27 protein-coding genes are annotated in these 25,419 nt (G+C 69.4%); 5 read left to right on the top strand and 22 right to left on the bottom strand.

Annotation, left to right across the window (positions count from 1 at the left end; translation table 11 throughout):
• Nucleotides 1-28: 28 nt before the first annotated feature.
• The 9 genes from IFT82_RS05880 to IFT82_RS05840 all read right to left on the bottom strand — a co-directional run bounded on the left by IFT82_RS05880 (nt 29) and on the right by IFT82_RS05840 (nt 8,905).
• On the bottom strand, nt 29-394 hold the full coding sequence (locus IFT82_RS05880) for an AtpZ/AtpI family protein (protein WP_192125392.1): 366 nt from the start codon (nt 392-394) through the stop codon (nt 29-31).
• A 259-nt stretch (nt 395-653) separates the two neighbouring features.
• Nucleotides 654-956, bottom strand: a complete 303-nt coding sequence (locus tag IFT82_RS05875; protein ID WP_342355059.1) for a GIY-YIG nuclease family protein — start codon at nt 954-956, stop codon at nt 654-656.
• Between the two features lie 18 nt (nt 957-974).
• On the bottom strand, nt 975-1,355 hold the full coding sequence (locus IFT82_RS05870) for a YdbL family protein (RefSeq protein ID WP_192125391.1): 381 nt from the start codon (nt 1,353-1,355) through the stop codon (nt 975-977).
• Complete coding sequence (locus tag IFT82_RS05865) at nt 1,355-1,540, bottom strand: YnbE family lipoprotein (protein ID WP_192125509.1); 186 nt, start codon at nt 1,538-1,540, stop codon at nt 1,355-1,357. Before IFT82_RS05865 ends, IFT82_RS05870 begins: the two co-directional genes overlap by 1 nt.
• 17 nt (nt 1,541-1,557) lie before the next feature.
• Nucleotides 1,558-4,677 (bottom strand): intermembrane phospholipid transport protein YdbH family protein, encoded by a 3,120-nt coding sequence (locus IFT82_RS05860; protein WP_192125390.1) that lies wholly within the window; start codon nt 4,675-4,677, stop codon nt 1,558-1,560.
• Between the two features lie 114 nt (nt 4,678-4,791).
• Nucleotides 4,792-5,493: a M23 family metallopeptidase gene (locus IFT82_RS05855; RefSeq protein WP_244646536.1), complete on the bottom strand. Its 702-nt coding sequence runs from the start codon at nt 5,491-5,493 to the stop codon at nt 4,792-4,794.
• 46 nt (nt 5,494-5,539) lie between these two features.
• Nucleotides 5,540-5,734: a hypothetical protein gene (locus IFT82_RS05850; protein WP_192125388.1), complete on the bottom strand. Its 195-nt coding sequence runs from the start codon at nt 5,732-5,734 to the stop codon at nt 5,540-5,542.
• A gap of 10 nt (nt 5,735-5,744) precedes the next feature.
• Nucleotides 5,745-6,224: a peroxiredoxin gene (locus IFT82_RS05845; protein WP_192125387.1), complete on the bottom strand. Its 480-nt coding sequence runs from the start codon at nt 6,222-6,224 to the stop codon at nt 5,745-5,747.
• On the bottom strand, nt 6,221-8,905 hold the full coding sequence (locus IFT82_RS05840; RefSeq protein ID WP_244646535.1) for a bifunctional [glutamine synthetase] adenylyltransferase/[glutamine synthetase]-adenylyl-L-tyrosine phosphorylase: 2,685 nt from the start codon (nt 8,903-8,905) through the stop codon (nt 6,221-6,223). Before IFT82_RS05840 ends, IFT82_RS05845 begins: the two co-directional genes overlap by 4 nt.
• Before the next feature lie 32 nt (nt 8,906-8,937).
• Here IFT82_RS05840 and IFT82_RS05835 point away from each other — a divergent pair, with 32 nt between their 5' ends.
• The gene (locus IFT82_RS05835; RefSeq protein ID WP_192125386.1) at nt 8,938-9,147 is read left to right on the top strand and encodes a hypothetical protein; all 210 of its coding nucleotides are present in this window, start codon (nt 8,938-8,940) and stop codon (nt 9,145-9,147) included.
• A gap of 29 nt (nt 9,148-9,176) precedes the next feature.
• Here the strand turns inward: IFT82_RS05835 and IFT82_RS05830 are convergent, their stop codons facing one another.
• The 3 genes from IFT82_RS05830 to IFT82_RS05820 all read right to left on the bottom strand — a co-directional run bounded on the left by IFT82_RS05830 (nt 9,177) and on the right by IFT82_RS05820 (nt 10,929).
• On the bottom strand, nt 9,177-9,827 hold the full coding sequence (locus tag IFT82_RS05830; RefSeq protein WP_192125385.1) for a sigma-70 family RNA polymerase sigma factor: 651 nt from the start codon (nt 9,825-9,827) through the stop codon (nt 9,177-9,179).
• Between the two features lie 106 nt (nt 9,828-9,933).
• Nucleotides 9,934-10,071: a hypothetical protein gene (locus IFT82_RS05825; protein WP_192125384.1), complete on the bottom strand. Its 138-nt coding sequence runs from the start codon at nt 10,069-10,071 to the stop codon at nt 9,934-9,936.
• 54 nt (nt 10,072-10,125) lie between these two features.
• The gene (locus IFT82_RS05820) at nt 10,126-10,929 is read right to left on the bottom strand and encodes a response regulator (RefSeq protein WP_192125383.1); all 804 of its coding nucleotides are present in this window, start codon (nt 10,927-10,929) and stop codon (nt 10,126-10,128) included.
• Here IFT82_RS05820 and IFT82_RS20760 point away from each other — a divergent pair.
• The 3 genes from IFT82_RS20760 (at nt 10,928) to IFT82_RS05805 (ending at nt 13,382) form a co-directional block, all read left to right on the top strand.
• Nucleotides 10,928-11,350, top strand: a complete 423-nt coding sequence (locus IFT82_RS20760; protein WP_244646534.1) for a NepR family anti-sigma factor — start codon at nt 10,928-10,930, stop codon at nt 11,348-11,350. The genes IFT82_RS05820 and IFT82_RS20760 overlap by 2 nt on opposite strands.
• A gap of 11 nt (nt 11,351-11,361) precedes the next feature.
• Complete coding sequence (locus tag IFT82_RS05810) at nt 11,362-12,966, top strand: sensor histidine kinase (protein WP_192125382.1); 1,605 nt, start codon at nt 11,362-11,364, stop codon at nt 12,964-12,966.
• Nucleotides 12,967-13,247: 281 nt separating this feature from the next.
• Nucleotides 13,248-13,382 (top strand): entericidin A/B family lipoprotein, encoded by a 135-nt coding sequence (locus tag IFT82_RS05805; protein WP_192125381.1) that lies wholly within the window; start codon nt 13,248-13,250, stop codon nt 13,380-13,382.
• Nucleotides 13,383-13,600: 218 nt separating this feature from the next.
• Here the strand turns inward: IFT82_RS05805 and tatC are convergent, their stop codons facing one another.
• Genes tatC through argS form a run of 6 tightly spaced genes read right to left on the bottom strand, consistent with a single transcriptional unit; the run spans nt 13,601 to nt 18,652 of the window.
• On the bottom strand, nt 13,601-14,368 hold the full coding sequence (gene tatC / locus IFT82_RS05800) for a twin-arginine translocase subunit TatC (RefSeq protein ID WP_192125380.1): 768 nt from the start codon (nt 14,366-14,368) through the stop codon (nt 13,601-13,603).
• On the bottom strand, nt 14,365-14,850 hold the full coding sequence (tatB, locus tag IFT82_RS05795) for a Sec-independent protein translocase protein TatB (RefSeq protein ID WP_192125379.1): 486 nt from the start codon (nt 14,848-14,850) through the stop codon (nt 14,365-14,367). The genes tatC and tatB overlap by 4 nt, the downstream gene beginning before the upstream one ends.
• Nucleotides 14,851-14,879: 29 nt before the next feature.
• Nucleotides 14,880-15,125, bottom strand: coding sequence for a twin-arginine translocase TatA/TatE family subunit (locus tag IFT82_RS05790; protein WP_192125378.1), 246 nt, complete (start codon nt 15,123-15,125; stop codon nt 14,880-14,882).
• Nucleotides 15,126-15,154: 29 nt separating this feature from the next.
• Nucleotides 15,155-16,192 carry a glycoside hydrolase family 3 protein gene (locus IFT82_RS05785; protein WP_192125377.1) on the bottom strand — a complete coding sequence of 346 codons (1,038 nt, stop codon included), beginning with the start codon at nt 16,190-16,192 and terminating at the stop codon, nt 15,155-15,157.
• A gap of 7 nt (nt 16,193-16,199) precedes the next feature.
• Nucleotides 16,200-16,928: an SPOR domain-containing protein gene (locus IFT82_RS05780; RefSeq protein WP_192125376.1), complete on the bottom strand. Its 729-nt coding sequence runs from the start codon at nt 16,926-16,928 to the stop codon at nt 16,200-16,202.
• Nucleotides 16,928-18,652: an arginine--tRNA ligase gene (gene argS, locus IFT82_RS05775; RefSeq protein ID WP_192125375.1), complete on the bottom strand. Its 1,725-nt coding sequence runs from the start codon at nt 18,650-18,652 to the stop codon at nt 16,928-16,930. Before argS ends, IFT82_RS05780 begins: the two co-directional genes overlap by 1 nt.
• A gap of 200 nt (nt 18,653-18,852) precedes the next feature.
• On the opposite strand from argS, the gene IFT82_RS05770 reads away from it, so the two are divergent.
• A complete protein-coding gene (locus tag IFT82_RS05770) occupies nt 18,853-19,149 on the top strand; it encodes a hypothetical protein (protein WP_192125374.1) in 297 nt (98 codons plus the stop codon).
• Nucleotides 19,150-19,165: 16 nt separating this feature from the next.
• Here the strand turns inward: IFT82_RS05770 and IFT82_RS05765 are convergent, their stop codons facing one another.
• The 4 genes from IFT82_RS05765 to ftsA all read right to left on the bottom strand — a co-directional run bounded on the left by IFT82_RS05765 (nt 19,166) and on the right by ftsA (nt 25,403).
• Nucleotides 19,166-20,338, bottom strand: coding sequence for a deoxyguanosinetriphosphate triphosphohydrolase (locus IFT82_RS05765; protein ID WP_192125373.1), 1,173 nt, complete (start codon nt 20,336-20,338; stop codon nt 19,166-19,168).
• Nucleotides 20,335-22,347: an SPOR domain-containing protein gene (locus IFT82_RS05760; RefSeq protein ID WP_192125372.1), complete on the bottom strand. Its 2,013-nt coding sequence runs from the start codon at nt 22,345-22,347 to the stop codon at nt 20,335-20,337. The genes IFT82_RS05765 and IFT82_RS05760 overlap by 4 nt, the downstream gene beginning before the upstream one ends.
• Nucleotides 22,348-22,491: 144 nt before the next feature.
• Nucleotides 22,492-24,042: a cell division protein FtsZ gene (gene ftsZ / locus IFT82_RS05755; protein ID WP_192125371.1), complete on the bottom strand. Its 1,551-nt coding sequence runs from the start codon at nt 24,040-24,042 to the stop codon at nt 22,492-22,494.
• Nucleotides 24,043-24,140: 98 nt separating this feature from the next.
• A complete protein-coding gene (ftsA, locus tag IFT82_RS05750; RefSeq protein ID WP_192125370.1) occupies nt 24,141-25,403 on the bottom strand; it encodes a cell division protein FtsA in 1,263 nt (420 codons plus the stop codon).
• Between the last annotated feature and the right edge of the window lie 16 nt (nt 25,404-25,419).

Genomic DNA, 25,419 nt, shown 5'->3' with positions numbered 1-25,419 from the left:
GCGCTCCACGTATGACAAACGCCCGGGGTTACTCCGGGCGCTCGCCTGAAATCCTAATAATCTGCCTGAACGCGACCGCTATTCCGAGGAACAGCATCACGATCAGCCCCCAGGGCGTCGCGCCGAACCAGCGGTCTATCAGCCAACCGATCAGCGCGCTGCCGACGAGACTTCCAATGAGGGCGGAAATGACACGATTGCCCTGGGAGTAACCCCGGTCCGTATCGATCTTCGCCCCCGATCGCGTCGCCTCGGTCTCTCGCGCCTGACGCAGCCGCTCATCGAGCGCGGTCAGCCGCGGGTCCTCCGCATCGCCGAAGTCCTGTCCGGAACCGTCATCCGCCACGCGCCATCCCCTGACCAACCGATTGGCCGTGCCGGGATAGTGACGCATGAACGGCGAGCGACCCCGCCAAGGCGCCGTCCGTTTAGAAAGGGGGGCCGCCCAAGTCAACCGCGCTGGGGCACGGCCTGTCGTTCAGCCAATCCCGGTCGAACGGTAGAGACATACAGAACGAGAGAGACATACGGGTTGCACCCTCCCCGGCGGACGCCGGGGTCCAGTCGGGTGAAGGCCAGTGACCGTCACCATCGACTTGCCAACCGGGCCCCGGCGTCCGCCGGGGAAGAAAGAGGAAAATGCGCGATGACGATCAGGCGTTGGCGATCTGATCGTACAGGTCGTGCCATTCGGGGTTCAACCCTTCGATCTCCTGCAATTTCCAACTGCGACGCCATTCCTTCATCTGCTTTTCACGCCGCCGGGCCGCTTCCCAATCCGGGCCAGCCTCGAACCAGACCAGCAGATGGCAATGGTATCGCCGGGTGAAGCCCGGCACGACGCCGGTGCGATGTTCCCATGCCCGCCCCGCCAGATCGATGGTCGAGCCGACATAAAGCGTGCCGTTACGGCCGCTCGCCATGATGTAGACGCATGGCGCGGCGTCGATCGGCAATCCTGCCGCTCCCGCGAATCACACGCAGCGGGGATCGCGGGTGGGGGCGGCGGCGGTGCGGGTGGCCCAGCCGCCATCGGGAGTGCGGTATTTCTCCCCCGGATTGGTCTGCGCGATCAGGTTGCAGCCGCTGGTGAAGGCGAGTTGTTCGACCGTGGCGCCGCTGGCCTGCGCCTTTTGGGTATAGGCGGCCTTGCGCTGGATGTTGATGCTGGACACCAGCGCGCGCAGGTCCGCCGAGCCACCGCCCACCACGCCGAGATAGCCGTCCGGCTGCTCGCCCACCTGCCCGGCGGCGCGGGCGGCGGCATAGGCGGGGTCGCGCTGCGCCCAGGCGGCACCCGCGACGGCGAGGCCGGCCATGAGCGCGGCGGCGGCGACGTATGTCCTGGCCTTCATCAGAAAATCCCCGGATTCTGCTGGATCAGCGACTTGGCCTCACTATCGAGGCGGTACACCACTTCCTGCGTGACGTTGATGTTGAGGTTGATGACGATCGGCTTGTCCGGTGCGGTCACGTTGACGCACCCCGTGGTCGCCGCGATCGCCCCCGACAGGGCCAAGGTCGTGATTCGTCGCATCATCGTCAACCAGGAACGGTTCATCGCTTATTCTCGCTTGCGCTAGGCTGAATGGAGGGCGGGGCGGGCGCGGCACCGGCCGGGCGCCCGGCGCGGTTCTGCTGTTCGAGCAGCGTGGGCAGGTTACGCTGGATCAGGCGGCGGGGGTCGTAGAAGGACTGCGCCGAATCGAGCAGCCCGCGAAACGGTGCCTTGATCCGCACGTTGAACACCAGCGGCAGGCGTTGCAGGCGCCGGACGAGGAAGTTCGATTTCGCCCCAACCCCCTGGCTGATCCCGGCGAAGCGGACATCGGTGACCATCTCGCCGCCGAGCGAGCCGTTGAGCGTGACATCGAGACTGCGATACCGCAGCGACCGCAGCGCCTGGAAGGCGAGATCGCCCCATAGCCCCAGCTGTTCCTGCCCCAGCGCCCCGACATAGGCGATGGTGCCGCCGCCCTCGCGCATCGTCAGCCGGCCGTTTTCGATGCGGCCGCCGGCATCGTCGAAGATCATCGGCAACACGCCGTCGAACACCCCGGTGGCGTTCATGTTCGCGAAGTCGAACTGCTGGAGAAACTGGTCGGCGCGGGCGGCGGCCACACGGAAGGTGAGCCGCCGTTCGCCCCGCTCCCCGAAATCGAGGCGCGAGGGGTCCAGCGTGAGCGCACCGCCCGCGAACGGCCAGCGCGCACCCTCCACCTGAACCTGCGTGGTGTTCAGGATCTGATAGCGGATCGTGCCGTCCTGCACCGCGATACCGGGGTTGACGGTGCGGACGGTGGCGACCTGCCCCGGCGGAGTATGCAGCGCGAGCAGATCGTCGAACCGGACGCGGGTGGCCAGCCCGGTGACGGGACCGAAGGCGGCGGCCAGATCGATCGCGGCGGTGCCGAAGTCGCCGGTGCTGGTGACCCCCTGCCCGGTCCACGCGATGCGGGCGCGACCATCGACGGTGCCGCGCACATCGGCGACGACACCGAACGTCAGCGGGGTGAGCAGTTCGGGCTGGAACCCCTCCCCGAACGGCAGCGACGGCACCGCGAGATCGGCATGGCCGCTGCCGTCCGCCAGCCGGTGCGCGATCGCGACGGTGGCGACGCGGGTGCCGGTGGTCGGTTCGTGCAGGACGCCGGTCGCGGCGATGTCTCCCCCGGCGAGGCGGAACGCGACCTCGCGCGCGGCGAGCGGGCGGAACCGGGCGGGCGCGGCGGCGTCGCTGACGGTCAGCGCGCCGGTGAGCGAGAGGATGCCGCGATCGAGCGACCAGTCGCCGGCGGCGGCGGACAGGACCAGCGGCACGTTGCCGATCCGCCCCCCGGTATCGGCGAAACGGCCGGTGACCGCACCCCCGGCGATCGTACCGGTCAGGCCGGCGACGGTGAGGCGGGACTGGCGATCGGGCGCCCCCAGCAATGCCTCCACCCCCTCGACCGCGAAGCCGCGATCGCCCAGGCGGAACGTCGCGCCGGTGGCGGCGAGCGTGAGCGGCGTGGTGCCGAGCCGGCCCGCGAGCCGCGTCGCCCCCAGCCGGGCACCGCCGGTGATCCGCCCGCCCGCCACCGTCACCAACGCGCCGCCGGTCGGGCAGAGCGCGAGGCGGGCGGGATCGAGCGTCAGGCCGGCGATGGCGAGGCGATCGACGGTGACGGGGGTGCAGGACGGATTGACCGTGAGGCGATCGCCGGCGCCGGCCAGCGTCAGCGGCAGGACCAGCCCCTCCACCCGCCCATCGCCGAGCGGCCCCGACAGCGTGGCCTGCGTCGTCGCGCGCCAGACGCCGTCGGGGCCGACCACGAACGCCACCGGCGCCAGCGCGAGGCGGGCGGGGCCGGCGGCATAGGGATCGATGGTGGCACGCCCCCGGATCGGCGCGGTCGCGCTGGCCCGCGACAGGGAAAGCGCGACGCGCGGCAGCCCGCCACCGCCCGCCACCAGCTTCAGTCCGGGCGGCAGCCGCATCGCCCCGTCCGCGATCACGAGGCGGCCGTCCAGCGTCAGGCGGGCACCGCTCGCCGCGTCGACCGCGATACGGGACACCGCGATGTCCTCACCGATATCCAGATGGGCATCGGCGTCGAGCATCCGGCCGGCGTCGACCAGTGCCTGCCCGATGCGCGCGGTGATCGGGGCCAGCGGCGTACCGGCGGCGGCGGTGCGCAGCGGTGCCGCCCGACCCGACAGCGCGGGGGCCAGGGCGGCGCGGTTCAGATGGACCCGGCCGGTGAAGGCGATGCGGCGGTCGATCGCATAGTTGCCGTCGATCCGGGCGGCATCGGCGATGCCCTGCGGCACGTCGAGGCGGCGGACGGTGGCGGCGACATGCCCCTCGCTGCGCTTCGCCGAGCCGGCGATATCGAGCGTGGCCGCCAGCGCGGCAAGCCGGATCGTGCCGCGCGCCGCCGCCGCCGTGGTGACGCTCGCCTTGCCTTGCCAGCGATCGAGCGCCGCCGACAGCCGGGCTTCCAGATCGGCGCGCAGCGCGGCGACCCGCAGCCCGTCGTCGCACTCCAGCCGGTCCGCCGCGACCGGACCGTCGACCTGCGGGCGCGCCGCGGTGATGGCGATCCGCAGTACCGCCTGCGCCGCGCCGATCCGGCAACCACCCGCCGCCAGTTGCGGGGCATCGGCGCGGATGGTGCCGGCGAAACCATCGTTCAGCCGCCCCTGCCCGGCGATCCGCAGCAGCGCGGGGCCGAACGGCGTGGCGAGGCGGACACGCGCTTCCTCGACCGCGACGGTCAGCGCCGGCAAGGCGAACGGCTTGCCCGAGGGCGGCGGCAACAACCGGTCGATCGCGCCCAGCGACACACGCCCCCCCACCAGCCGCGCGTTCAGACGGACATGGCCCGCCTTCACCCCGACCAGATAGGGGCCGCCCAGGCCGATACCGGTCCGCGTCTCGATCCAGTCGGCGGTCAGATCGGGATGGCGGGGATCGCCGATGACGACATCGGTCAGACGTTGACGGCCGAGCCCCAAATCCTCGACCCGGTAGCGCGCGGCGATACCGCGGCGATCCAGTTCCCGGTCGACGAAATGGGTGACGATGGGCTGGCGAAGCAGCCAGACCGAACCGATCCCGGCGGACAGCAGCAGCGCGGCGGCGAGGGCCAGACGGCGGCGGGATCGCCGGGGGAGAACGTCAGTCTGGGTCACGCCGGCCCGCCATGGTGGTCACACCCATGCCATCCCCTTAGGGACGGTGGCGGGTGGCGGCAATCGATGGTGCCGGATCGGCGGAACGACGGGAAGAAACCGGCCCGGGAAAGATCAGTCGAGCGCGGCGGGGCCGTCGCTGCTGACCGGGATCAGCTTCACGGCGCGGTCCTGCGCGGCGAGCAGATAATCGGCGTTGGTCAGGAAGGGGATCGGATTGACGGCGTGACCGTCCATCCGGACCTCGTAATGGAGGTGCGACCCGGTCGACCGGCCGGTGGAGCCCATCAGCGCGATTAGCTGGCCGCGATGAACGCGGCTACCGTCGCTGACGAGGATCTTCGACAGATGGCCGTAGCGGGTGGCGATACCCTTGCCATGGTTGATTTCGACGAGGTTGCCGTAACCGCCCTGGCGATCGGCGTGCGCGACGATGCCGTCGGCGGTGGCATAGATGGGCGTACCGGTCGGGCCGGGGATATCGACCCCGGCATGCATCGCGGCGGTGCCGCGGAACGGATCGGAACGGATGCCGAAATTGCTGGTGAACTGAAGCTTGGCGACCGGCTGGACCGAGGGGATGGCGATCGCGCCGCGGCCGAGACCGGCGGAGGCATCGAAGCTTTTCCAGGTCTGGAACAGCGATTTGAACTGACGGTCGGCGTTGAGGTCGGCCGTCGCTTCCGCGCTGGGAACCGGGATATACTCGCCGCCGGTGGCGGGGGCGGGAACCGGCGTGCCGGGGCGATCCGCCGCGTGCGCCATGCCGGTGATCGATACCAGAGCCACCATGGCTGCAACGAAATGCTTGTTCATCGAACCCCGCATCAGAGCGCCGATCCCGTAGCCGGGACCGAACCGATCAATCCAAACGCTGATTCGCAGCCCCACCGCGCGTCAACACGATGGTGTGTGGTCGAACATGTCTTACCGGGGCAATAGCGCCGCCCGCTTCCCGCGTCAGACCGGCATCGGGGTGCGGCGAGTCGTTGAACTGCGGATTAACCGCGTTCGAAAACCGGGAACCGATGATGCAATCGATCGTCAGATCGATCACGGACGGCGGATCAGCGCGGCGGCCCCGCATCCGGCAGGGCAGCCAATACGGCGCCCAATACGGCGGCGGCGTGGCCGGGCACCTTCACCTTGCGCCATGCCCGCACCAGCGTGCCGTCCGCCCCGAACAGGAAGGTCGCCCGTTCGATGCCCATATACTTTCGGCCATACATGTTCTTCTCGACCCAGACGCCGAACGCGGCACAGGCGGTGCCATCAAGATCGCTGGCGAGGGCGATGCCCAGCGCGTGCTTCGCCATGAACTTCGCATGGGCGGCCGGCGAATCCTTCGACACGCCGAGCACATATGCGCCCGCCGCGGCGAAATCGGGCGCCAGCGCGGTGAAATCCTGCGCCTCGCGCGTGCAGCCGGCGGTATCGTCCCTGGGATAGAAATAGACGACCAGCGGGCGCGGCAGCGCGGCGAGATCGATCGTGCCGCCATCCGCACCGGTGACGCCGACCGGGGGGATGGGTTCGCCGTCGTTCATGCCGCCTGCTCCTGCATCAGCGCGTCCCACGCCGTCGCCACTTCCTGCCGCGCCGCCGCCAGACTGGCAACCACCGCCGGCCAGTCCGGCACCCCCAGCGCGGCGGCGACCAGCGCGCGCGTCGCCGTCGCCGGGGGCGGCTCCGCATCGGGCGCGACGAGGCGCATCGTGACCAGCAACCGGGTCAGCGCGTCATGCGCGCCGCGCAGCGACGACGAGACCAGCCCCGCCGCCGCCAGCGCATCGATCGCGACACCCAGATCGGGCGCGAAGCCGGTGCGGCGGGTAAGTTGCAGGACATGGACGAGAAATTCGAGATCGACGAGGCCGCCGGGCAGCAGCTTGGCATCGATCCCGCCGCGCGGCGGCTTGTGCCGGGCCATGTCGGCCCGCATCGTCCGCGCGTCGGCGACGATATCGCGCGTCGACCGGTCGCCCGCCAGCACCGAGGCGACGACCGCATCGGTGGCGGCGCGCGCCGCCGGCGAGCCATGGACGGTGCGGGCGCGGGTCAGCGCCATATGCTCCCACGTCCATGCCTCCTCGCGCTGGTAGCGGGCGAAGCTGTCGAGCGACACCGCCAGCGGCCCCTGGGCGCCCGATGGCCGCAACCGCGTGTCGACCGGATAGAGCGGCCCCGCCGCCGTCGCCACCGACAGCGCGGCGGTGATCCGACTGACGAGCCGGTTGTAATAGAGCGTGGCCCCCAGCGGGCGGGGGCCATCCGATTCGGCGCGGAAATCGCCGGTGAACAGATAGACGAGATCGAGGTCGGAGGCGTGGGTCAGCGCGCCGCCGCCGAACCGGCCAAGCGCCAGGATCACCAGTTCGCTGTCCGGCACCCGGCCGTGCGCGGCGGCGAATTCGGCGACGGTGGCATCGGCCAGCACGCCGACCGCGGCTTCGGCGACGCGGGCATAGCCGGCGGCGACGGCGAGCGGATCGGCGGTGCCGGCGACGATCTGCGCCCCCAGCGCGAACCGCGCCTCGCCCACCAGCCGGCGGACGTGATCGAGGCGCGCGCCATAATCGCCGGCATCGCCGCCGCGCATCGCCGCGACCAGCATGGGCAGATCGCCGACGCCGTCGAGCGCGGTCGCATCGATCAGCCCGTCGAGCAGCGCCGGCCGCCGGGCCAGCTCGTCCGCCAGCACCGGCGCATGGGCGAGCAGGCGGACGAGCAGATCGGCCAGCCCCGGCCGTGCCTCCAGCAGGCGGAAGATGTTGATCGCGCTGGGCATCGATTCGAGCATCGCGTCGAGCCGGCGCAGCGCCTGATCGCGGTCGGGCGCGGTGCCCAGCGCCTCGACCAGCGTCGGCAGCACCGCCTCCAGCGCATCGCGCGCGGCGGGACTGCGCAGCGCAGGATAGGTGCCGGTGCGCCACGCGGCGATGCGGCGGACTGCGAAGTCGGGATCGAACCCGCCCGCCGCCAGCGTGTCCGCCAGCGTTTCCGGATCGCGCGACAGCGCCGGGCGACGGCGATCGTCGAGCGCGTCATAGACGTCGCCGACCCGCGTGACATGCGGTCGCAACAGCGCGAGCAGGTCCGCCCCCTCGCCCAGCCCGTGCAACCGCGCCACCCGGTCGAGCGCATCGGCGGTGGCGGGCAAGGCGTGCGTCTGGCGATCGTCGATCATCTGCACCCGGTGCTCGATCGTGCGCAGCAGCGTATAGGCGTCACCCAGCGCGGCGGCGTCGCCGACGTCGATCCAGCTGCCGATCGCCAGTTCGACCAGCGCATCGCGGGTGGCGGGCGCCCGCACCACCGGGTCACGGCCGCCGTGGATCAACTGATGGATCTGCGCGAAGAACTCGACCTCGCGGATACCGCCCCGCCCCCGCTTCAGGTCGTAGCCGGGGCCGAACGCCTGCCCCTGCGCATGATGATCGCGGATCCGCGCCGACAGCGCCCTGATCTCCCCGACCGCGCCGAAATCGAGCGTGCGCCGCCACACAAACGGCCGGATCGCCGTCAGGAACCGCTGCCCCAGCGCGATGTCGCCGGCGGCGGCGCGGGCGCGGATGAAGGCGGCGCGCTCCCATGCCAGCGCCTGGCTTTCATAATAGGCGATGGCGCCATCCACCGGCAGCGCGATCGGCGTGACCTCCGCCGAGGGGCGCAGCCGCAGGTCGACGCGCAGGACATAACCGTCGCCGTCGCGCGCCTGCAGCAACTCGACGACGCGGCGGGCGATGCGGACCGCCGCTTCCTCCGGCTCCTCCCTGGCGCGGCGCGGCAGGGTGGCGGGATCGAACAACAGGATGGGATCGATGTCGGAGGAGTAGTTGAGTTCGAACGACCCCTGCTTGCCCAGCGCGATCGCGGTGAACCCGCGCGGTTCCTCGCCCGGATATCGTTCGGTGATGGCAGTGCGGATCGCGGTGTCGAGCGCCTGATCGGCAAAGCCGGTCAGCGCGGCGGTGACGGCGGTAAGGTCGAGCCGCCCCGACAGGTCGCCCAGTGCGACGGTGAGCGCAAGGGCGCGGCGCTGCCGGCGCAGGCGGGTGGCGACGGGCAGGTCGGGATCGATCGCGGGCGACAGGTCGAGCCGTCCCGCCTCCGCTGCGGCAACGATACCGGGTTCCCGCGCGGCCACCATCGCGAGGAACGGCGACCAGCGCCGCGCACGGTCGAGGGCCTCGACCAGATCGCCGGTCGCGGGGGGCACCGTCATCATCGCGTCACATCCATGCCGCCCGAACGAAACGAATGGCCGATCCGAACGTTTTACCGGTCATGACCTTCGCCACCAGCCTTGTGATCCAGCGCGATAATGGCGAACAGATCGTCCGTATGCCCCGTGCGACCGATGCAATCGGCCAGTCATTGCGGCGCGTTTACGGTGAGGGTGCCGACATCCCGCCCCAATGGGCGCCGTTGCTGCGCGACATAGACCGGGTGTCGCGTCACCACCACTGAGCGGCGCGAGCGCGATGCCGGCCGCGGCATCAACGACCGCGGCTGAGCATGTCCACATCGCCCATGATCGAATCGAGCGCGGTCTTGCTGGTATCGACCTCGTGATCGCGACGTGAGGGCAGCGCGGCACCATCGGTCAGCAGCGCTTCGAGCGCGACACGGCCACGGGCCACCCGACTCTTGATCGTGCCGACCGCGACCTGACAGATTTCCGCCGCTTCTTCGTAAGCGAAGCCACCCGCGCCGACGAGGATCAACGCCTCTCGCTGGGGCTGCGGCAGGTGCATCAGGGCACGCTGCATGTCGCCCAGTTCGACGTGACGGTCCTGACTGGCGGGGGCGGCGAGGATGCGGTCGGCGACCAGATCGTCCCACTCGCCCTTGAACCGGGCACGGCGCATCTGCGACAGATAGAGGTTGCGCAGGATGATGAAGGTCCAGGCGCGCATGTTGGTGCCGGCCTGGAAACGCTTGCGTGCGGCCCATGCCTTCAGCAGCGTCTCCTGCACCAGATCGTCGGCCAGATCGCGACTGCCCGACAACGACCGACCGAACGCGCGCAGGTGCGGAATCACCTGCGCCAGCTGTGTCTTGAACTCTGGATCAGACAACGAAACATGTTCGACGGGAGCATCGACCTGCTCCTCAACGTCGTCGTCACGCAGCACGGGCTGGGTCATTCTTATCCGATCGTGAGGGGCGACGCGTGTGTCGCGCCGCCCCAAGATAGGCGCGGACGCGCCCTATTCCAACCCGCTGTTAACGGGCCGTTCCATGGACCGCCGTTCAGCGAAAGACCATGATGGCGAAGATCACGATGATGAGCGTCAGCGAGATCGGCAAGATGTAGCGCGTCATATGCGGGGTCGCCCCGGCACGGGCCTCTTCACCCGACAGGCGGGTGGGTTTTTCGGGACTGTCCATGACGGATAAACCTCCGGGGTTCGTTTTGGGTCCGCAACATCCTGCCGCGTCAGGTCATTCGCCCGGCACGGTGCTCTGGTCGAAGAACAGCGCCTGGCTGATCGCCGCCTTCACCGTCGACCGCTGGAACGGCTTGGTGATGAGGAAGGTCGGCTCGGGCCGCTCGCCCGTCAGCAGGCGCTCCGGGAAGGCGGTGATGAAGATCACCGGCACCTCGAACTCGGCGAGGATATCCTTCACCGCATCGATCCCCGAACTGTCGTCGGCCAGTTGGATATCGGCGAGTACCAGACCCGGCCGATCCTCCATCGCCAGCCCGACCGCCTCGTCGCGGGTGACGGCGACGCCGGTGACGTCATGACCCAGATCGCGGACGATCGTTTCGATATCCATCGCGATGATCGGCTCGTCCTCGATGATGAGCACACGCGCGCGGGTCTGATTCTCGATCTCGGACAGCGCCTCGGCGACCAGCCGGTCGACCTCGTCGGCATCGGCGTCGATCAGATAACCGGCGTCTTCGGGGGTGAAGCCCTCCATCGCGGTCAGCAGCAGCGCCTGACGCGACAATGGCGTCATCCGCGACAGGCGGGCGCGCGTGACCGCTTCCGCCCCGGCGAGTTCGCTGCCGAGACTGTCTTCCATCTCGTCGTAATTGGCGGAGTTCCAGATGCCCTGGAACATCCGGTACAGGCCGAGACGCGGATCGACGTCACGCGGAAACTGGTCCGGCGCGGCGACGATCGCCTCCAGCGTGGCACGGACATACTTGTCCCCATGCACCTGGCTACCGGTAAGTGCCCGGCCGTAGCGCCGCAGGAAAGGAAGATGCGGGGCGAGTTGCTGTCCGAGCGACATGTGCGATGAAAACTCCCTGAAAACGATCCGTCCCGCTTACGCGCTAAGGCCGGTATTGATCCAACGCGAAACGACGATATCGAACTCCCGCAAGGCGAGTCCGTGTTTTTCGTGCCATGGCGGGAACCATCGAGACGATTTTTGGTTTCATCGCCACAATCGGACCGCGCTATATTCGTGGTTCACTGCGGGCCGCGACGTTGGCGCGGCATCAGGGGGAAAGACGTTCAGCTTGGGTCAGGATAAGAACGATACGGCGCAGATCACCGACGCATTCCGGGCCGATGGCGACATGCGCCCGGCCCGGGACGCCGCCAATCGTGATCGCGACATGGGTTCGGCACTGCGCTCAGTCTATGAGAACACGGTGAGCGAGCAGGTTCCCGACGATCTGCTCGACCTCCTCGGCAAACTTACCTGATCGCGGGCACCATGCCCGATACCCCGGCGTCCGATACCCCGACTCCCCCGCCGTCCAAGCTTTCTACCCTCACGATACGTTCCTTTCCGCTGTCGCGATTGACGACGGGCGCGAAGCTGTTCCTGATCCTGAGCGCGGCGCTGCTGCCGCTGGCGATCATCGCGGTGTTCGCCACCCTCCAGACCACGCGGCTGGCCGACGCGGAATCGCGGGCGCGGCTGCGCATCGCCGCCACCGAGAGCGCGCGGGCGATCGCGATCGAACTGGTCGGCGACATGACCGCGCTGCGCGTGGCGGTGCAGGCGTTGGGCAGCGACGCCGCCGACGCCCCCAGCTGCGCGCGCGCGCAAGGCGTGTTCGCGCAGCAAGCCTCCGCCGGCGCACGGTTCGCGATCACCGACCGGCGCGGTCGCCTGTTGTGCGGCGTGCCGTTGCCGAGTGCGACGCCCGCCGATTCGGATGCACCGATCGCGGCGGCGATCGTGCCCGATCAGGGCGTGGTCCTGTCGATCGCCGAGGCGCGGTCCGACATCACCGCCCGCGCCTTCTTCCCCGAGGATTTCCTGCGCCGGCTGGGCCGGCCCAGCAGCCGCGCCAACACCTTCTCCAGCGTCCTGCTGCTCGACGACCAGCAACTGGAACTGGAACCGGTACCCGGCGACGGGATATTGCGCCGGATGGAGTCGCTGCGCACCGAACTGGGGATCGGTGGGCTGGTGCTCGCCACCGCGGTCAGCAGTGCGCCGATCACGTCGTCGCTGGTGATCGCGATGATGCTGCCGCTGCTGATGTGGGTGGCGGCGGCGGGGATCGCGTGGTTCGTGGTCGACCGGCTGCTGCTGCGCCCCCTGCGCCAGCTGCGCGCGAGCGTCGCCGCCTATACGCCGGGCGAGGTGATCGATTCGCACGCGACCAGCCTGCCCGCGCAGGAAATCCGCGAACTGGGCGAGACGTTCCGCACCATCAGTCAGACGGTAGCGACGCATGAAGCCGGGCTGGAAGAGGGCCTGCGCCGCCAGACCAAGCTGACGCGCGAGGTGCATCACCGCGTCAAGAACAACCTGCAGGTGATCGCCAGCCTGATCGCGTTCCATGCCCGCAGCGCGCGCAGCGCCGATGCCACCGCGGCCTATGCCTCGATCCAGCGGCGCGTCGATGCGCTGGCGGTGGTGCATCGCCACCATTTCGCCGAGTTGGAGGAACATCGCGGGCTGAACATGCGGACGATGATCGGCGAACTGGCGTCCAACATCCGGGCCACCGCATCCGAACGATCGCAGGCGGTGGGGATCACGCTGGACGTCGATGCCTTCCTGGTGAACCAGGACGTCGCGGTGGCGGTCGCGTTCCTGGTCACCGAGATCGTCGAACTGGCCGGCGGGTGCGACGGCGCCGCGCAGATCAAGGTATCGCTGAAGCCCGCCGACGTGCCCGAGCGCGCGGTGTTGCGCGTCGTGTCGCGCGCGCTGGTCGATGGCGATACGTTGCGCGATCTCGCCACGCATCGTTATGGCCGGGTGATGGAGGGACTGTCGCGTCAGTTGCGGTCCAAGCTGCATCACGACCCGTTGGCGGGTGCGTATGAGATCGCGATCGCGGTGCTGGGCCGCGACTGATCCGGTGCCGGCGGTCTTTTTCCGGCGGACCTTCATTTTTTCTTCGATTTTCGGAACGACACCGGGAACCAGCCGTCCCGTTGCCCGTTTTCCATTTCGGATCGCGACCTTGTGCCCCCCCGCTATCGCGGTCCACGACATAGGCCCGGAACCATCACCCTCCCCCCCCTGGTGATGTTTTCGGGCCTTTAACGTTTTCGGGCTGCAATCGATGCAAATTGGGAACGATCCCCCCACAGGAACATTGCCTGTTCGGCAGTTCAGCCTTGAGGAGGTATCCCATGCGTAAGTTGGTTGGTCTCGCGTTCGTGGCCAGTGCGTTGCTGGTGTCGGCCTGCAACACCGTCGAAGGTGCCGGTCGCGATGTGAGCTCTGCGGGGAAAGCCGTCTCCAAGACCGCGAACGACGTCAAGTAAGCACGTCGTCCCAACGAACGAACGGCCGGTGCGGGTATCCCCCGCGCCGGCCGTTTTCGTTCGATCCGCCTGTCGTACAGGATGGGCGAGGTACGGCGATCCGGCGTCGATCCTGTGGTTGAGAGCCTGATGGGCGTCTGGAGGCCTAACCATCGATCGCGTCGCCCCCGTACCCGCAACGAGGGCGGAGCAGGCTTCACGACGTCATGATCCGGCGATCAGGCGGGTTCCTCGTTGGCCTCCGCCTCGCGGGCGCGACGACGCTCGGTGAACCAGATACCGATCAACGCGAATTCGTAGAGGATGCACAGCGGGATCGCGAGCAGCAACTGCGAACCCACGTCCGGCGGGGTCAGCACCGCGGCGATCGCGAACGCGCCGACGATGGCGTAGCGCCGCGCGCTCTTCAACTGCTGGCGGGTGACGATACCGGCGCGTTCGAGCAGCATGAGCAGCACCGGCAGCAGGAAGGCCAGACCGAACCCGAACAGGAACTGCATGATGAACGACAGGTAGTTGCCGATCGCCGGCAACGCCTCGCGCTTCACCCCGCCGACCACGCCGTCGAAACCGAGCAGGAAGTGCAACGCCATCGGGATCGCGACGTAATAGGCCATCGCCGCACCGAGCAGGAACAGCAGCGGCGTCGCCAGGAGGAAGGGCAACAGCGCCTTCTTTTCCTTGCGGTACAGGCCGGGGGCGACGAACTGCCACAACTGGTTGGCGATCACCGGGAACGCGATCATCATCGCCGCGAAGAACGCGACCTTCACCTGGACGAAGAACGCCTCGAATATCTCGGTATAGATCACCGTTCCCTGCCCGGCCCTGAGCAACGGCTGGACCAGGAAGGCGAAGATCGTCTCGGAGAAATAGAAAGCGACTGCGAACGCCAGCAGGAGCGCGGCGATGCAGTAGAGCAGGCGACGGCGCAGCTCGATCAGGTGATCGAGCAGGGGCGCGCGGCTGTCGTCGATCTCGCTCACGATGCCGCTCCCTCCGTCCGGCCGGGACGATCGAGCGGCGGGGTGGCATCGCCATGGGCGGGGGCTGACCCGACCGGCTCCGGTTCGCCCGGCTCGGGATCGGCCGGGCCGGCCGCGACCGGTGGCGCGGGATCGACATGCGGGCGCTCGACCATCACCGCGGTCTGCGTCGTGTCCTCCGGTCCATAGGTAATGGGATCGTGAGGGGGGCGGGTATGGCTGGCGTCGGTCGCCTCGGCCGTCGGGGCGGGGTGCTCACGCATGATCCGCTCGTTCTCGGCGGCCCAGCGCTTCTCCATCTCCTCCAGCTCGGCCTCGCGCACCATCGTGTCGAAGCCGGAGCGGAACTGGCGCGCGACGCCGCGGGCGCGACCGACCCAATAGCCGACGACGCGCATCGCCTTCGGCAGATCCTTGGGGCCGATGACGACGAGCGCCACGAACGCGACCAGCAACAGCTCGGTCGGCGCGATATCGAACATGCGGGCCGCGCCTCAGCGGGAGGGGAGAATCAGCGGTCGTCGCGCACGCGGTCGCCGACGCGGTCGCCGTCACGGTCGAACGCCGGCTCGGCACGGGTCTGCGCCTCGATCTGCTTCGATGGCTTGGGCGACGAATCCTCCTCGGCCATGCCCTTCTTGAAGTTCTTCACGCCCTTGGCGACATCGCCCATCAGGCTGGAAAAACGCCCGCCACCCAGCAACAGGATGGCGACGACGGCGAGGACGAGCAGGTGAATCGGGCTGAAACTGCCCATGGCGCTTACTCCTGAGACTGGGCCGTGATCTAGTCGGTCTTGCCGGATATTGCCAGCCGAACCGCGCCCGTCGCTGCCAGATACGCATCGCGATGCGAAAGGGACGCGGCCATGTCGCCGGACGATGCCGGTGCAACCGGATACGCCCGTGTCAGCCGGTCATGCGCGGCGGTGGACAGCGCCGGCAGCGCGGTCGCCAAGGCCAGCAATCCGGCCGGCGTGGCGTGACAGCACAGGGCCAGATCGCATCCCGCCGCGATCGCGGCGACCGCCCGTTCGACCAGATCGCCCGACAACGCCCCCATGTGCAGATCGTCGGTGACGAGCAGCCCGTCGAATCCGATCGTGCCGCGGATCACCCGGTCGATCACCACCGGTGACAGCGTGGCGGGCCGGGCGGCATCCCACGCGGCATAGACGACATGCGCGGTCATGCCGGCGCGGGCATGGGCGAGCGCGCGGAACGGTTGCGCGTCGATCGCCAGCGTTTCGGCGCCGGCCGTCACGATCGGCAGCGCGTGGTGCGGATCGACCGTCGCGCGACCGAGCCCCGGCAGATGCTTGACGATGCCCGTTACCCCCGCCCCCGCCATACCGCCCAGCATCGCCCGCCCCAATGCCGCGACGCGTAACGGCTCGTGCCCCGCCAGCCGGGGGACCAGCGCGGGATCGGTGTCGGCATGGCCGATATCGAGCAGCGGCGCGCAATTCATCGTGATGCCGGCGGCCGCCAGCACCCGTCCGATCGCCTGCCCCTGCGCGTGCATCGCCCGGATCGCGGTCGCGGGTGCCACATCATAGGCGGCGGCGAAACGGGCGGCGGCAGGGAAATCCGGCCAGTGCGGCGGACGCAGCCGGGCGACGGGTCCGCCCTCCTGATCGATCAGCACCGCGAGGTCGGCACGACCCATACAGTCGCGCAGCGAATCGGTGAGCGCACAGAGTTGCGCCGGATCGGCGACGTTGCGGGCGAACAGGATGATCCCCGCCGGCCCGATCCGCGCCAGCACATCCGCCTCCTCGGCGGTCAGCACGGGGCCGGCGATGCCGGCAACGATCGGTGTCATCCGCCCGTCAACTCGCGAGGAAACATTCCTCGCCCGCCACGCGCAGGCGGCCGCACAGATCGGCCGCGGCGGCGGCGCTGCCGGCGTTCACGCGCAGGCGGAACAGCGTCTTGCCCTCACGCGCGACCGGCTGGACCAGTTTCTCCAGCGGCGCGAGATAGCCGAAGCGTTTGGTGAAGCGCGTCCAGGCGGCGTTGGCGCCCGCCTCGCTGGGATAGGCGCCCAGCTGGACCAGCGCGCCGTTGCCGGTGGCGTTGCCTGCCGCCGGCCGGCCGGACCCGATCGGCGCCGCGGCGACCAGACGGCCGCGTGCGGCGGGCACGTCGGCGACGGCGCTGCGGCCGGCGGCGTCGGGGGTCGGGCTGGCGGCGGGGGCGCGGCTGGTATCGACGGGCGCCTCGGGCACCGCGGTCAGGTCGATCGCGCCGGTGCCGGCGGCCTTGCCGTCGCTGGTGGCGATCGCGGCATCGCCCTCCCCCTCCACCTTCAGGCCACCCGGTTCCTCGGGACGGACCTTGTACGGCTCGGCCGGCGCGGGGATCAGCTGGCCGGTGCCCGACGGGTCTGACGACCGGTATTTCAACACCGCGAACGCGACCACCGCCAGCACGGCGAGCGCGACCAGCAGCAATGCCAGGAAACGGATGAACGACGGCGGATCGCGATCCTCATCGGGACCGATCGTCTCCAGCCAGGGCAGCCGGTCCTCGTCGCGCCGATACCGATCGTCGATCATCAGTTCATCTCCGTCACGGCCTCTACGCCCATGATCGCCAGACCGTTGCGGATGATCTGCGCCGCGCCATCCGCCAGGAACAGCCGCGCCCGCGTCGCCGCCGCATCGTCGACGATCAGGAAGCGACGGTCGGGCCGGTCGTTGCCGACGTTCCACAGCGCATGGAACGCGGCGGCGACATCGCCGAGATAGAAGGCGATGCGATGCGGCTCACGCGTGGCCGCCGCCGTCTCGACGGTGCGCGGGAACTGCGCCAGCAGCTTGACCAGCGCCAGTTCGTCGGCATCGAGCCGCGACAGATCGGCGGTGCCGGCCGCGATCCCCGCCTCGTCCGCGCGACGGTGGAGCGAGGCGATACGGGCATGGGCATATTGCACGTAGAAGACCGGATTGTCCTTCGACGCCTCCACCACCTTGGCGAAGTCGAAGTCCATCTGCGCGTCGGCGCGGCGGGTCAGCATCGTGAAGCGCACCACGTCGCGCCCGACCTCGCGCACCACATCGGCCAGCGTCACGAAATTGCCCGCGCGCTTCGACATCTTCACCGGCTCGCCACCCCGCAGCAGGCGGACCATCTGGATCAGCTTCACGTCGAACCGGGTCTTGCCGCCGGTCAGCGCGGCGACGGCGGCGACGATCCGCTTGACGGTGCCGGCATGGTCGGCGCCCCAGATGTCGATCAACTGGTCCGCCGATTGCGCCTTCTGATAGTGATAGGCCAGGTCGGCGCCGAAATAGGTCCATTGCCCGGTCGACTTGCGGATCGGGCGATCCTGATCGTCACCGAACTGCGTGGAGCGGAACAGCGGCAGGACCACCGGTTCCCAATCGTCCGGCGTCTCGCCCTTGGGTGCTTCCAGCACGCCGTCATAGACGAGGTCGCGCGACCGCAGCTCCGCCTCCGCCGCCTCGGGTTTGCCGGCGGCCTGCAATTCCGCCTCGGACGCGAACAGGTCGTGATGGATGCCGAGCAGCGCCAGATCGGCCTTGATGAGGACCAGCATCGCCGCGACCGCGCGGGTGCGGAACAACGCCAGCCATTCCTCCTCCGGCGAGGCGACGTAGCGGTCGCCGAACTCGGCGGCGAGTTCCTGCCCGATCGGCACCAGATAGTCGCCGGGATACAGCCCTTCCGGGATCGTGACGCTCTCGCCCAGCGCCTCGCGGTAACGCAGGTGGACCGAGCGGCCGAGCACGTCGACCTGCCCCCCGGCGTCGTTGACGTAATATTCGCGGATGACCTTGTGCCCGGCGAATTCGAGCAGGCTGGCAAGCGCATCGCCCACCACCGCGCCACGGCAATGGCCCATGTGCATCGGCCCGGTCGGATTGGCCGAGACATATTCGATGTTGACGGTGATCCCCTCCCCCGTCGTCGACCGGCCGTAATCGGCGGCGGCGGCGTGGATGCCGGTCAGCTCGCTGCGCCAGCTGTCGTCGGTCAGCATCATGTTGATGAATCCCGGCCCGGCCACGTCGACCCGCGCGACATCGGCGATCTTCTCCAGCTCCGCGGCGAGCGCGACGGCCAGGTCGCGCGGCTTCACCCCGGCGGGCTTGGCGAGCACCATCGCCGCGTTGGTGGCGAGATCGCCGTGCGTGGTATCGCGCGGCGGCTCCACGGTGACGTTGCGCCGGTCCAGCCCCGCCGGCAGGACGCCGTTCGCCGTCAGCGTATCGAGCGCCGCATCGAGATGGGTGGCGAAGCGGGTGTAAAGCGTCATGACTGGTCCGATGATCGAGATGCGGTTCGTCTAGCGGAAAACCGCGCCAGCTCAAACCATCGCCGTCACGTGATTGCGTACCGCGCAATCGCAGTCGGGGCCTTTGCAGTTGCGGGCCATGCTGCACCGCAATATCTTTGCGTCATACAACATAAAGAGGACCTGATCGAGCGCCACGCTCTTTCGCGAGGAACACGATCATGCGCACTGCCATTTTTCTCGTCGCCGCCGCCGCCTGGTTCACCATCGCCGCGCCGGCTACCGCTGCCGAGGGCGAGCAGACCTTCCAGCATGACGGCTATACCTATGTCTACAAGACGACCGAAACCGCCAAGGGCGCCAAGCTGATTTCCGGCCATCGCCTGCCGGATCGCGCGCCGTTCAATCTGGTCGTGAAGGGCCACCGGGTCACGGGCACGTCGGGCAACGCGAACGTCGCGTTCGACACCGCACAGGCCCGCGGCGCTGCCGGCGGCATGACCGCGATCAGTCGCTGATCCCCGTTCGGGCCGGTCAGAAGCCTTCGGGCAGATCGATCGGCCCGACCAGTTCGCGGTAACGGGCGATCGCATAGCGATCGGTCATCCCCGCGATGAAATCGGCGATGTGCCGGCTGCGGTCTGGTTCCGCCGATGGCAGGCGTTCCCGCCATTCGGGCGGGATCGTCGCCGGGTCCGCGCTATAGGCGGCGAACAAGCCGTCGACCACGCCATGCGCCGCCGCCGCCGCCTCCAGCTGGCGGGGATGGTGGTAGAGGTTGGCGTACATGAACCGTTTCAGGTCGCGCTCCTCGATCCGCAACCGATCCGAGAAACCGACCAGCGCCCGCCCCGCCGCGCGGACATCCGCCACGCTGGCGACGCCGCTGTCGGCGATCCGGGCCCGCGTCTCGTCGATCAGGTCGGTCACCATCTCGCCGATCTGGCTGCGCACCAGTTCCCGCGCCAGCCGCGTCTCGCCGGTATCGGGGTAACGCGCGCGTACCGTGGCCCATGTCCGCGCCACCAGCGGTTCGGCCATCAACTGGTCGAGCGTCAGCAACCCGGCGCGCAGGCCATCGTCGATGTCGTGATTGTCATAGGCGATATCGTCCGCCAGCGCGGCGACCTGCGCCTCCAGCGTCGGCCACTCGCCCAGATCGAGCGGGAACGCCGCATCCGCCGCCTGCAACGCCCAGCCGGGATGGCGAATGGGGCCGTTATGCTTCGCCAGCCCCTCCAGCGTCTCCCAGGTCAGGTTCAGCCCGTTCCACAGCGGATAGGGGCGTTCGATCTCGGTCAGGGTGCGCAGCGTGTGGCCGTTATGGTCGAAGCCGCCCGCCCCCTTCATCGCCGCCTTCAGCGCATCCTCGCCGGCATGGCCGAAGGGCGGGTGGCCGATATCGTGCGCCAGACACAGCGCCTCGGTCAGGTCCTCGTTCAGACCCAGCGCGCGCGCGATCGCTCGGCCGATCTGCGCGACCTCGATGCTGTGGGTCAGGCGGACGCGGAAATGGTCGCCATCAGGCGCCATGAAAACCTGCGTCTTGTGACGGAGGCGGCGGAAGCTGATCGAATGGATCACCCGGTCGCGGTCGCGCTGGAACGCGTCGCGCGGGCCACGCACGCCGCCGCCGCTTTCGTCGTGAAGCCGGCCGCGACTCGCCGCCGGGTCCGCCGCATAGGGCGCGCGCGGGATGACCGTCACTTGGCGGGCAGCTTCGCGACCGGTTCACCGGCATCGGTGGTGACCGAATAGGCCGGCACCCCCTGTTTCGCCAACTGGTTCACGAAGGCGCGCGCCTCCGCATCCGTCTTGAACGGCCCGGTCATCACCCGGTTGGTGGCGCGGACGGACTGGCTGTAGCCGGCCTTGCCGCGAAACGCCTGCGGCGCCTTCGCCGTGATCGTCTTCCAGGCTTGGCCGAGATAGGCATCGTTCGCACCGCTGGCGACCTGCACCCAGATGCGTGCCGGGTTGCTGCGCGCCGCCTTCTTGTCAGCGGCGGCCTTGTCGGCCAGCGCCTTGCGGTCGGCGGTCTTCTTGCTCTCTGCCGCTTCCTTGCGCGCGGCGGCGCGCTTTTCGGCGGGGGTCATCGCCTTTTCCTCGGCGGCGGCCTTGCGGGCGGCGGCGCGCTTCTGCGCCGGGGTCAGCGGTTTTTCGTCCTCGACGACCGCGACGGCGGTGGCGTCTTCGATGGCGGGCTTGCGCGCGGCGGCGCGACGTTGCGCGGCGGTCAGCGGCTTGCCCTTCGCATCCACCATGGCGGCCTTGCGGTCGGCGGCACGCTGCTGGGCGCGGGTCAGGGGTATGGCGGCATCGTCGGCGGTGGCATTGCCGGTCAGGCGGGCGGCGACGACGCGGCGGACAGCGGTGTCGCGTGCCTCCTTGGCCGATGCTTCCGCCACCACCCGGCGGCCGGCGGCGGAGGCCGGGGCGGCGGCGACCTTGACCGGCAGCGGCGCGCGCGATGCGGCCGGCGTGGGCTCGACGACCCCCAGTTCCTCGGCCGGGATCGACAGGTTGGCGACGATGCGCGCGAGAACCGAATCGGCGCGCTGCGTCGCCGCGCTCGACTGGACCGGCGCGACCGGGGCGGCGGCGACCGCGACCGGCGCCGTAACCTCGGGCGTGGGTGGCAGCGGCTGCACCACCGCGCGGGGCGCGGCCCAGACGACCGGGGGCGACGATGCCGCCGGGGTCGGCACCGCCGCGACCTGCACCGGCGGGGCCTGGGCCGGTATGGTCTGAACCGGCGTGCCCTGCGCCGGCACGTTCCGGGCCGGCGGAGTCTGGACGGGGTTGGCGGCCCGGGTCCGGCGCGTGTCGCGCGCAGCCGGCCGGGTGACCGTGGCCGGGGCGACGGCGGCGACCTGCACCGGCGGACTGCCGGCGAGCGGCGGCAGTTTCGGGGTCAGCCGGGCATCGGCGATCCGTTCGGGCGTGGGTTGGATCTCGCCGAAATGCACCGCGAAGGCGCGATCGACCGGTGACAGCGACGGCAACCGCTGGAAAAAGGCGGCAAGCCCCTGCGCCAGATTGCCTGGCATCATCGCGGTGACGATCTTGGTCGCCGCCGCGGTATCGCCGTTCATCGCCAGCACGAATGCCTGCGCCCGCCAGGCCGCCCGGTCCTGCCGACGGATCAGGGGATCGAGTTGCTCCAGCGCCTGCGCCTGCCGGCCCGAGATACCCAGCGACAGCGCATAGCGGCGCACCGTCTCGTCATCACGCGATACGGCCAGCGCGGCGCGATAATCCCGCTGCGCCCGCTCCTGTTCGCCGACCAGATCATAGGCGAGGCCGCGATCGGCGGCGTAGCGGGCGGTCGGCAATCCGGACCGCTCCGCCTGTTCGTAGAACCGCAACGCCTCACCCGGACGTTCGGAACGGACGAGGATCGCGGCCATCCCCGCCTTCACCCGGCCATTGCCCGAATCGACCTTGTCGGCACGCGCGAACAACGAGGCGGCGGCGCTGAGATCGCCCAGCTTCAGCGACAGTTCGCCGGCAGTCGCCAGTGCGTTCACATCGCGGGGATTGGCGGCAAGCTGGCGCATCTGCGCCGCGAGCAGATCGGCATCGGTGGATGCCAGCGACTGCACCATCTGCTGCGCGCCGGCCGGCAAGGGCATGACCGACAGGGACATGACCGGAAGGGACAGGGCAGCCAGCGCAAGCGGGGCGGCGACGGTAAGGGAAATGAAGCGGGTCATGGAACGATGCTCGCTACAGACCAGCACGGATCAACCGGCAATGGTCCTTTTTCCCAACTACGACGAAGCGGGGCGGACCGGCGGCGAACGCATCGCGGACCGAACCGCCCGCGTCCGGCCGATCCGAACGCGGGCGGGGCCGGCTTACTGGTTGTTTTGGCGGTGAAGAAAACGCGGGATATCAAGCGGTTCTGCCGGCTTTTCGTCCTCGTCGCGCGGTGCGCCACGGGCGGCGTTGGACATGCGCTCGAACAGGGTGCCGCCCAGCTTCACCCGGGGGCCGGGAGTCGGCTCGACCGGGCTGGCCGCCTCTGCACCGGGGGCGATCCAGCGGCGGCGCATCCCGCCCTCGTCGGCGGCGGGGGTCGGCACGCCGGGCTGCGTGACGGCGGTGGGGGGGGCCATGCGCGGGGCGGCCGGCTGCGGCGCGGGCGCGGGTGCGGGCTGCTGCACCGGCGCGGCGCGCGGGGCCGGCGGCGTCACCACCGCATCGGCACCCAGCACCAGTTCGTCGCTGTCGGCCGGTGGCGTCGCCGCCGCGACGGGGGCCGGTGCCGGTGCAGGCGGTGCGGCCGGAGTCGGTGCCGTCGGCGCGGCAGCGGCCGGGGCGGTCGCGCGCGGGGCCTGATCGGCGCTGGGGCGGAACGATGGCGTCTCGTCGCTGCGGCGGGTGCCGCCGAAGCTGAACGAGGTGGAGGCGGCCGGTGCGGCGGGGGCGACGGGACGCTCCACCGCCTCGATCCCGGTGGCGACCACGGAGACGCGGATCTTGCCTTCCAGTTCGGGATTGAAGGCGGAACCCCAGATGATGTTCGCATCGGGATCGACCAGATCGCGGATGTGATTCGCGGCCTCGTCCACCTCCAGCAGGCGCATGTCGTCACCGCCGGTGATCGAGATGATGACGCCCTTGGCCCCCTGCATCGACACGCCGTCGAGCAGCGGGTTGGCGATCGCCTTCTGCGCGGCTTCCAGCGCGCGGTTGTCACCCGACGCCTCGCCAGTGCCCATCATTGCCTTGCCCATCTCCTGCATCACCGAGCGCACGTCGGCGAAGTCGAGGTTGATGAGGCCGGGCATCACCATCAGGTCGGTGATGCCGCGCACGCCCTGTTGCAGCACCTCGTCCGCCATCTCGAACGCTTCCTTGAAGGTCGTGTTGGCGTTGGCGATCAGGAACAGGTTCTGGTTGGGGATGACGATCAGCGTATCAACGTACTTCTGCAGTTCCTCGATCCCGCCATCGGCGGCCTTGGCGCGGCGATTACCCTCGAAACTGAACGGCTTGGTGACGACACCCACGGTCAGGATGCCCATGTCGCGCGCGGCCTTGGCGATGACGGGCGCGGCGCCGGTGCCGGTGCCGCCGCCCATGCCGGCGGCGATGAAGCACATGTGCGCGCCTTCGAGCAGCTTGGCGAGATCGTCGATCGTCTCTTCCGCGGCGGCGCGGCCGATCTCGGGCCGGCTACCGGCGCCCAGCCCTTGCGTGATCTTCGCGCCCAGCTGGATACGCTGCGGCGCGACCGACGACTTCAGCGCCTGCGCATCGGTGTTGGCGACGAGGAAATCGACCCCCTGCACATCGGCGCGCATCATGTTCGCGATGGCGTTGCCGCCCGCGCCGCCGACGCCGATCACCGCGATGCGCGGCGTCAGTTCGTCCACTTCTGGGGCCAGGAATTCGATGCTCATCGCCAAAATATCTCCGCCACTCCCGCCACAGATGCGCCAAAACGGGAATTGAACTCATTCATTAGCCGAAATGTGACACGGCCCGCCACCACAAAAGGTCAATAATTGGCACGCGCCGCCTGGATGAGTTTGCGGAACAGCCCCATGCCGCTGGGCCGGTGGACGGTCTGCCCCGTCGGCGCGACAGTCCGCAGATCGACCGGATCGGCCGCCGCATAGAAAGCGAGGCCCGCCAGCGTCGCGAAGGCCGGCCCGCCATGCGCTTCGGGCAGGCCGGTCAGCCCGCGCGGCCGACCCAGCCGCACCGACCGGCCGAGCGCCTGCTGCGCATAATCCGCGATGCCCTTCAACTCCGCGCCGCCGCCGGTCAGCACCACCTGCCGGCCGACCGGCCCCTCGAACTTCAACTGGGTCAATGCCTTGCGCACCTCGCCCATCTGGTAATCGAGCCGCTGACGGATCACGCCGATCAGCTGCGCCTTGGTGATCTGCACCCCGGCATGTTCGTCGTCCTCCGCCGCGATCGGCATGACCGGAATCATGTCGTGATTGTCGCGCGGGGATGCGTTGGCGGAGCCGTGGAAGCATTTCATCCGCTCCGCCTGCTGGCGGCGAGTGCCGAAGGCGGAGGCGATGTCGTCGGTGATGTCGTTCGCGCCCATCGGCAGCGAATGCAGCCCGACCAGCATCCCGCCGGCGAACAGCGACACGTTGGTGATCCCCGCCCCCATCTCGACCAGCGCGACACCCAGTTCGCGCTCCTCCTCCGACAGGCAGGCCAGACCGGTGGCGACGGGCGCGGCGATGATCGATCGCACCTCCAGATGCGCGGAGCGCACGCACAGGTCGAGGTTGCGGACCGGCGATCCGTCGGCGGCGACGACATGGATATGCACGCCCAGCCGGTCGGCATGGAGGCCGAGCGGCTTCTTCACCCCGGTCAGCCCGTCGAGCGTGTAGAGCGCGGGCTGCGCATGCAGCACCATCCGCCCCTGCGGATCGATCGACTGGCGGCCCGCGGTCAGCAGCGCATCGATATCGCCCTGTTCGACGCGGTGGCCGCCCAGCTCGAACTCCACCTCCGCGACGTCGGACACGAGACCGCCGGCGGAGAAGCCGACCCACACGTCCTCGATATTCAGGCCAGCGATCCGTTCCGCCTGCTCCACCGCCTCGCGCACCGCCGCCTCGGTCGCGGCCATGTCGGCGATGTAGCCGCGCTTCACGCCGCGGCTTTCGCGCTGGCCGGTGCCGAGCACGATCAGTTCGCCGCCATCGCCCTTCTTCGCGATCATCGCCGACACCTTCGACGATCCGATGTCGAGTGCGGTTATCAGTCCGTCCGGTGCCACCTTCGCCATTGCCTCAAACCCCCAA

It is taken from the genome of Sphingomonas sp. CFBP 8760 (genome assembly GCF_014841615.1).
In the GTDB taxonomy this organism is placed as follows: Bacteria; Pseudomonadota; Alphaproteobacteria; order Sphingomonadales; family Sphingomonadaceae; genus Sphingomonas.
The sequence above is the reverse complement of the archived record's forward strand: the minus strand, read 5'-3'. Positions and strand labels throughout refer to the sequence as shown.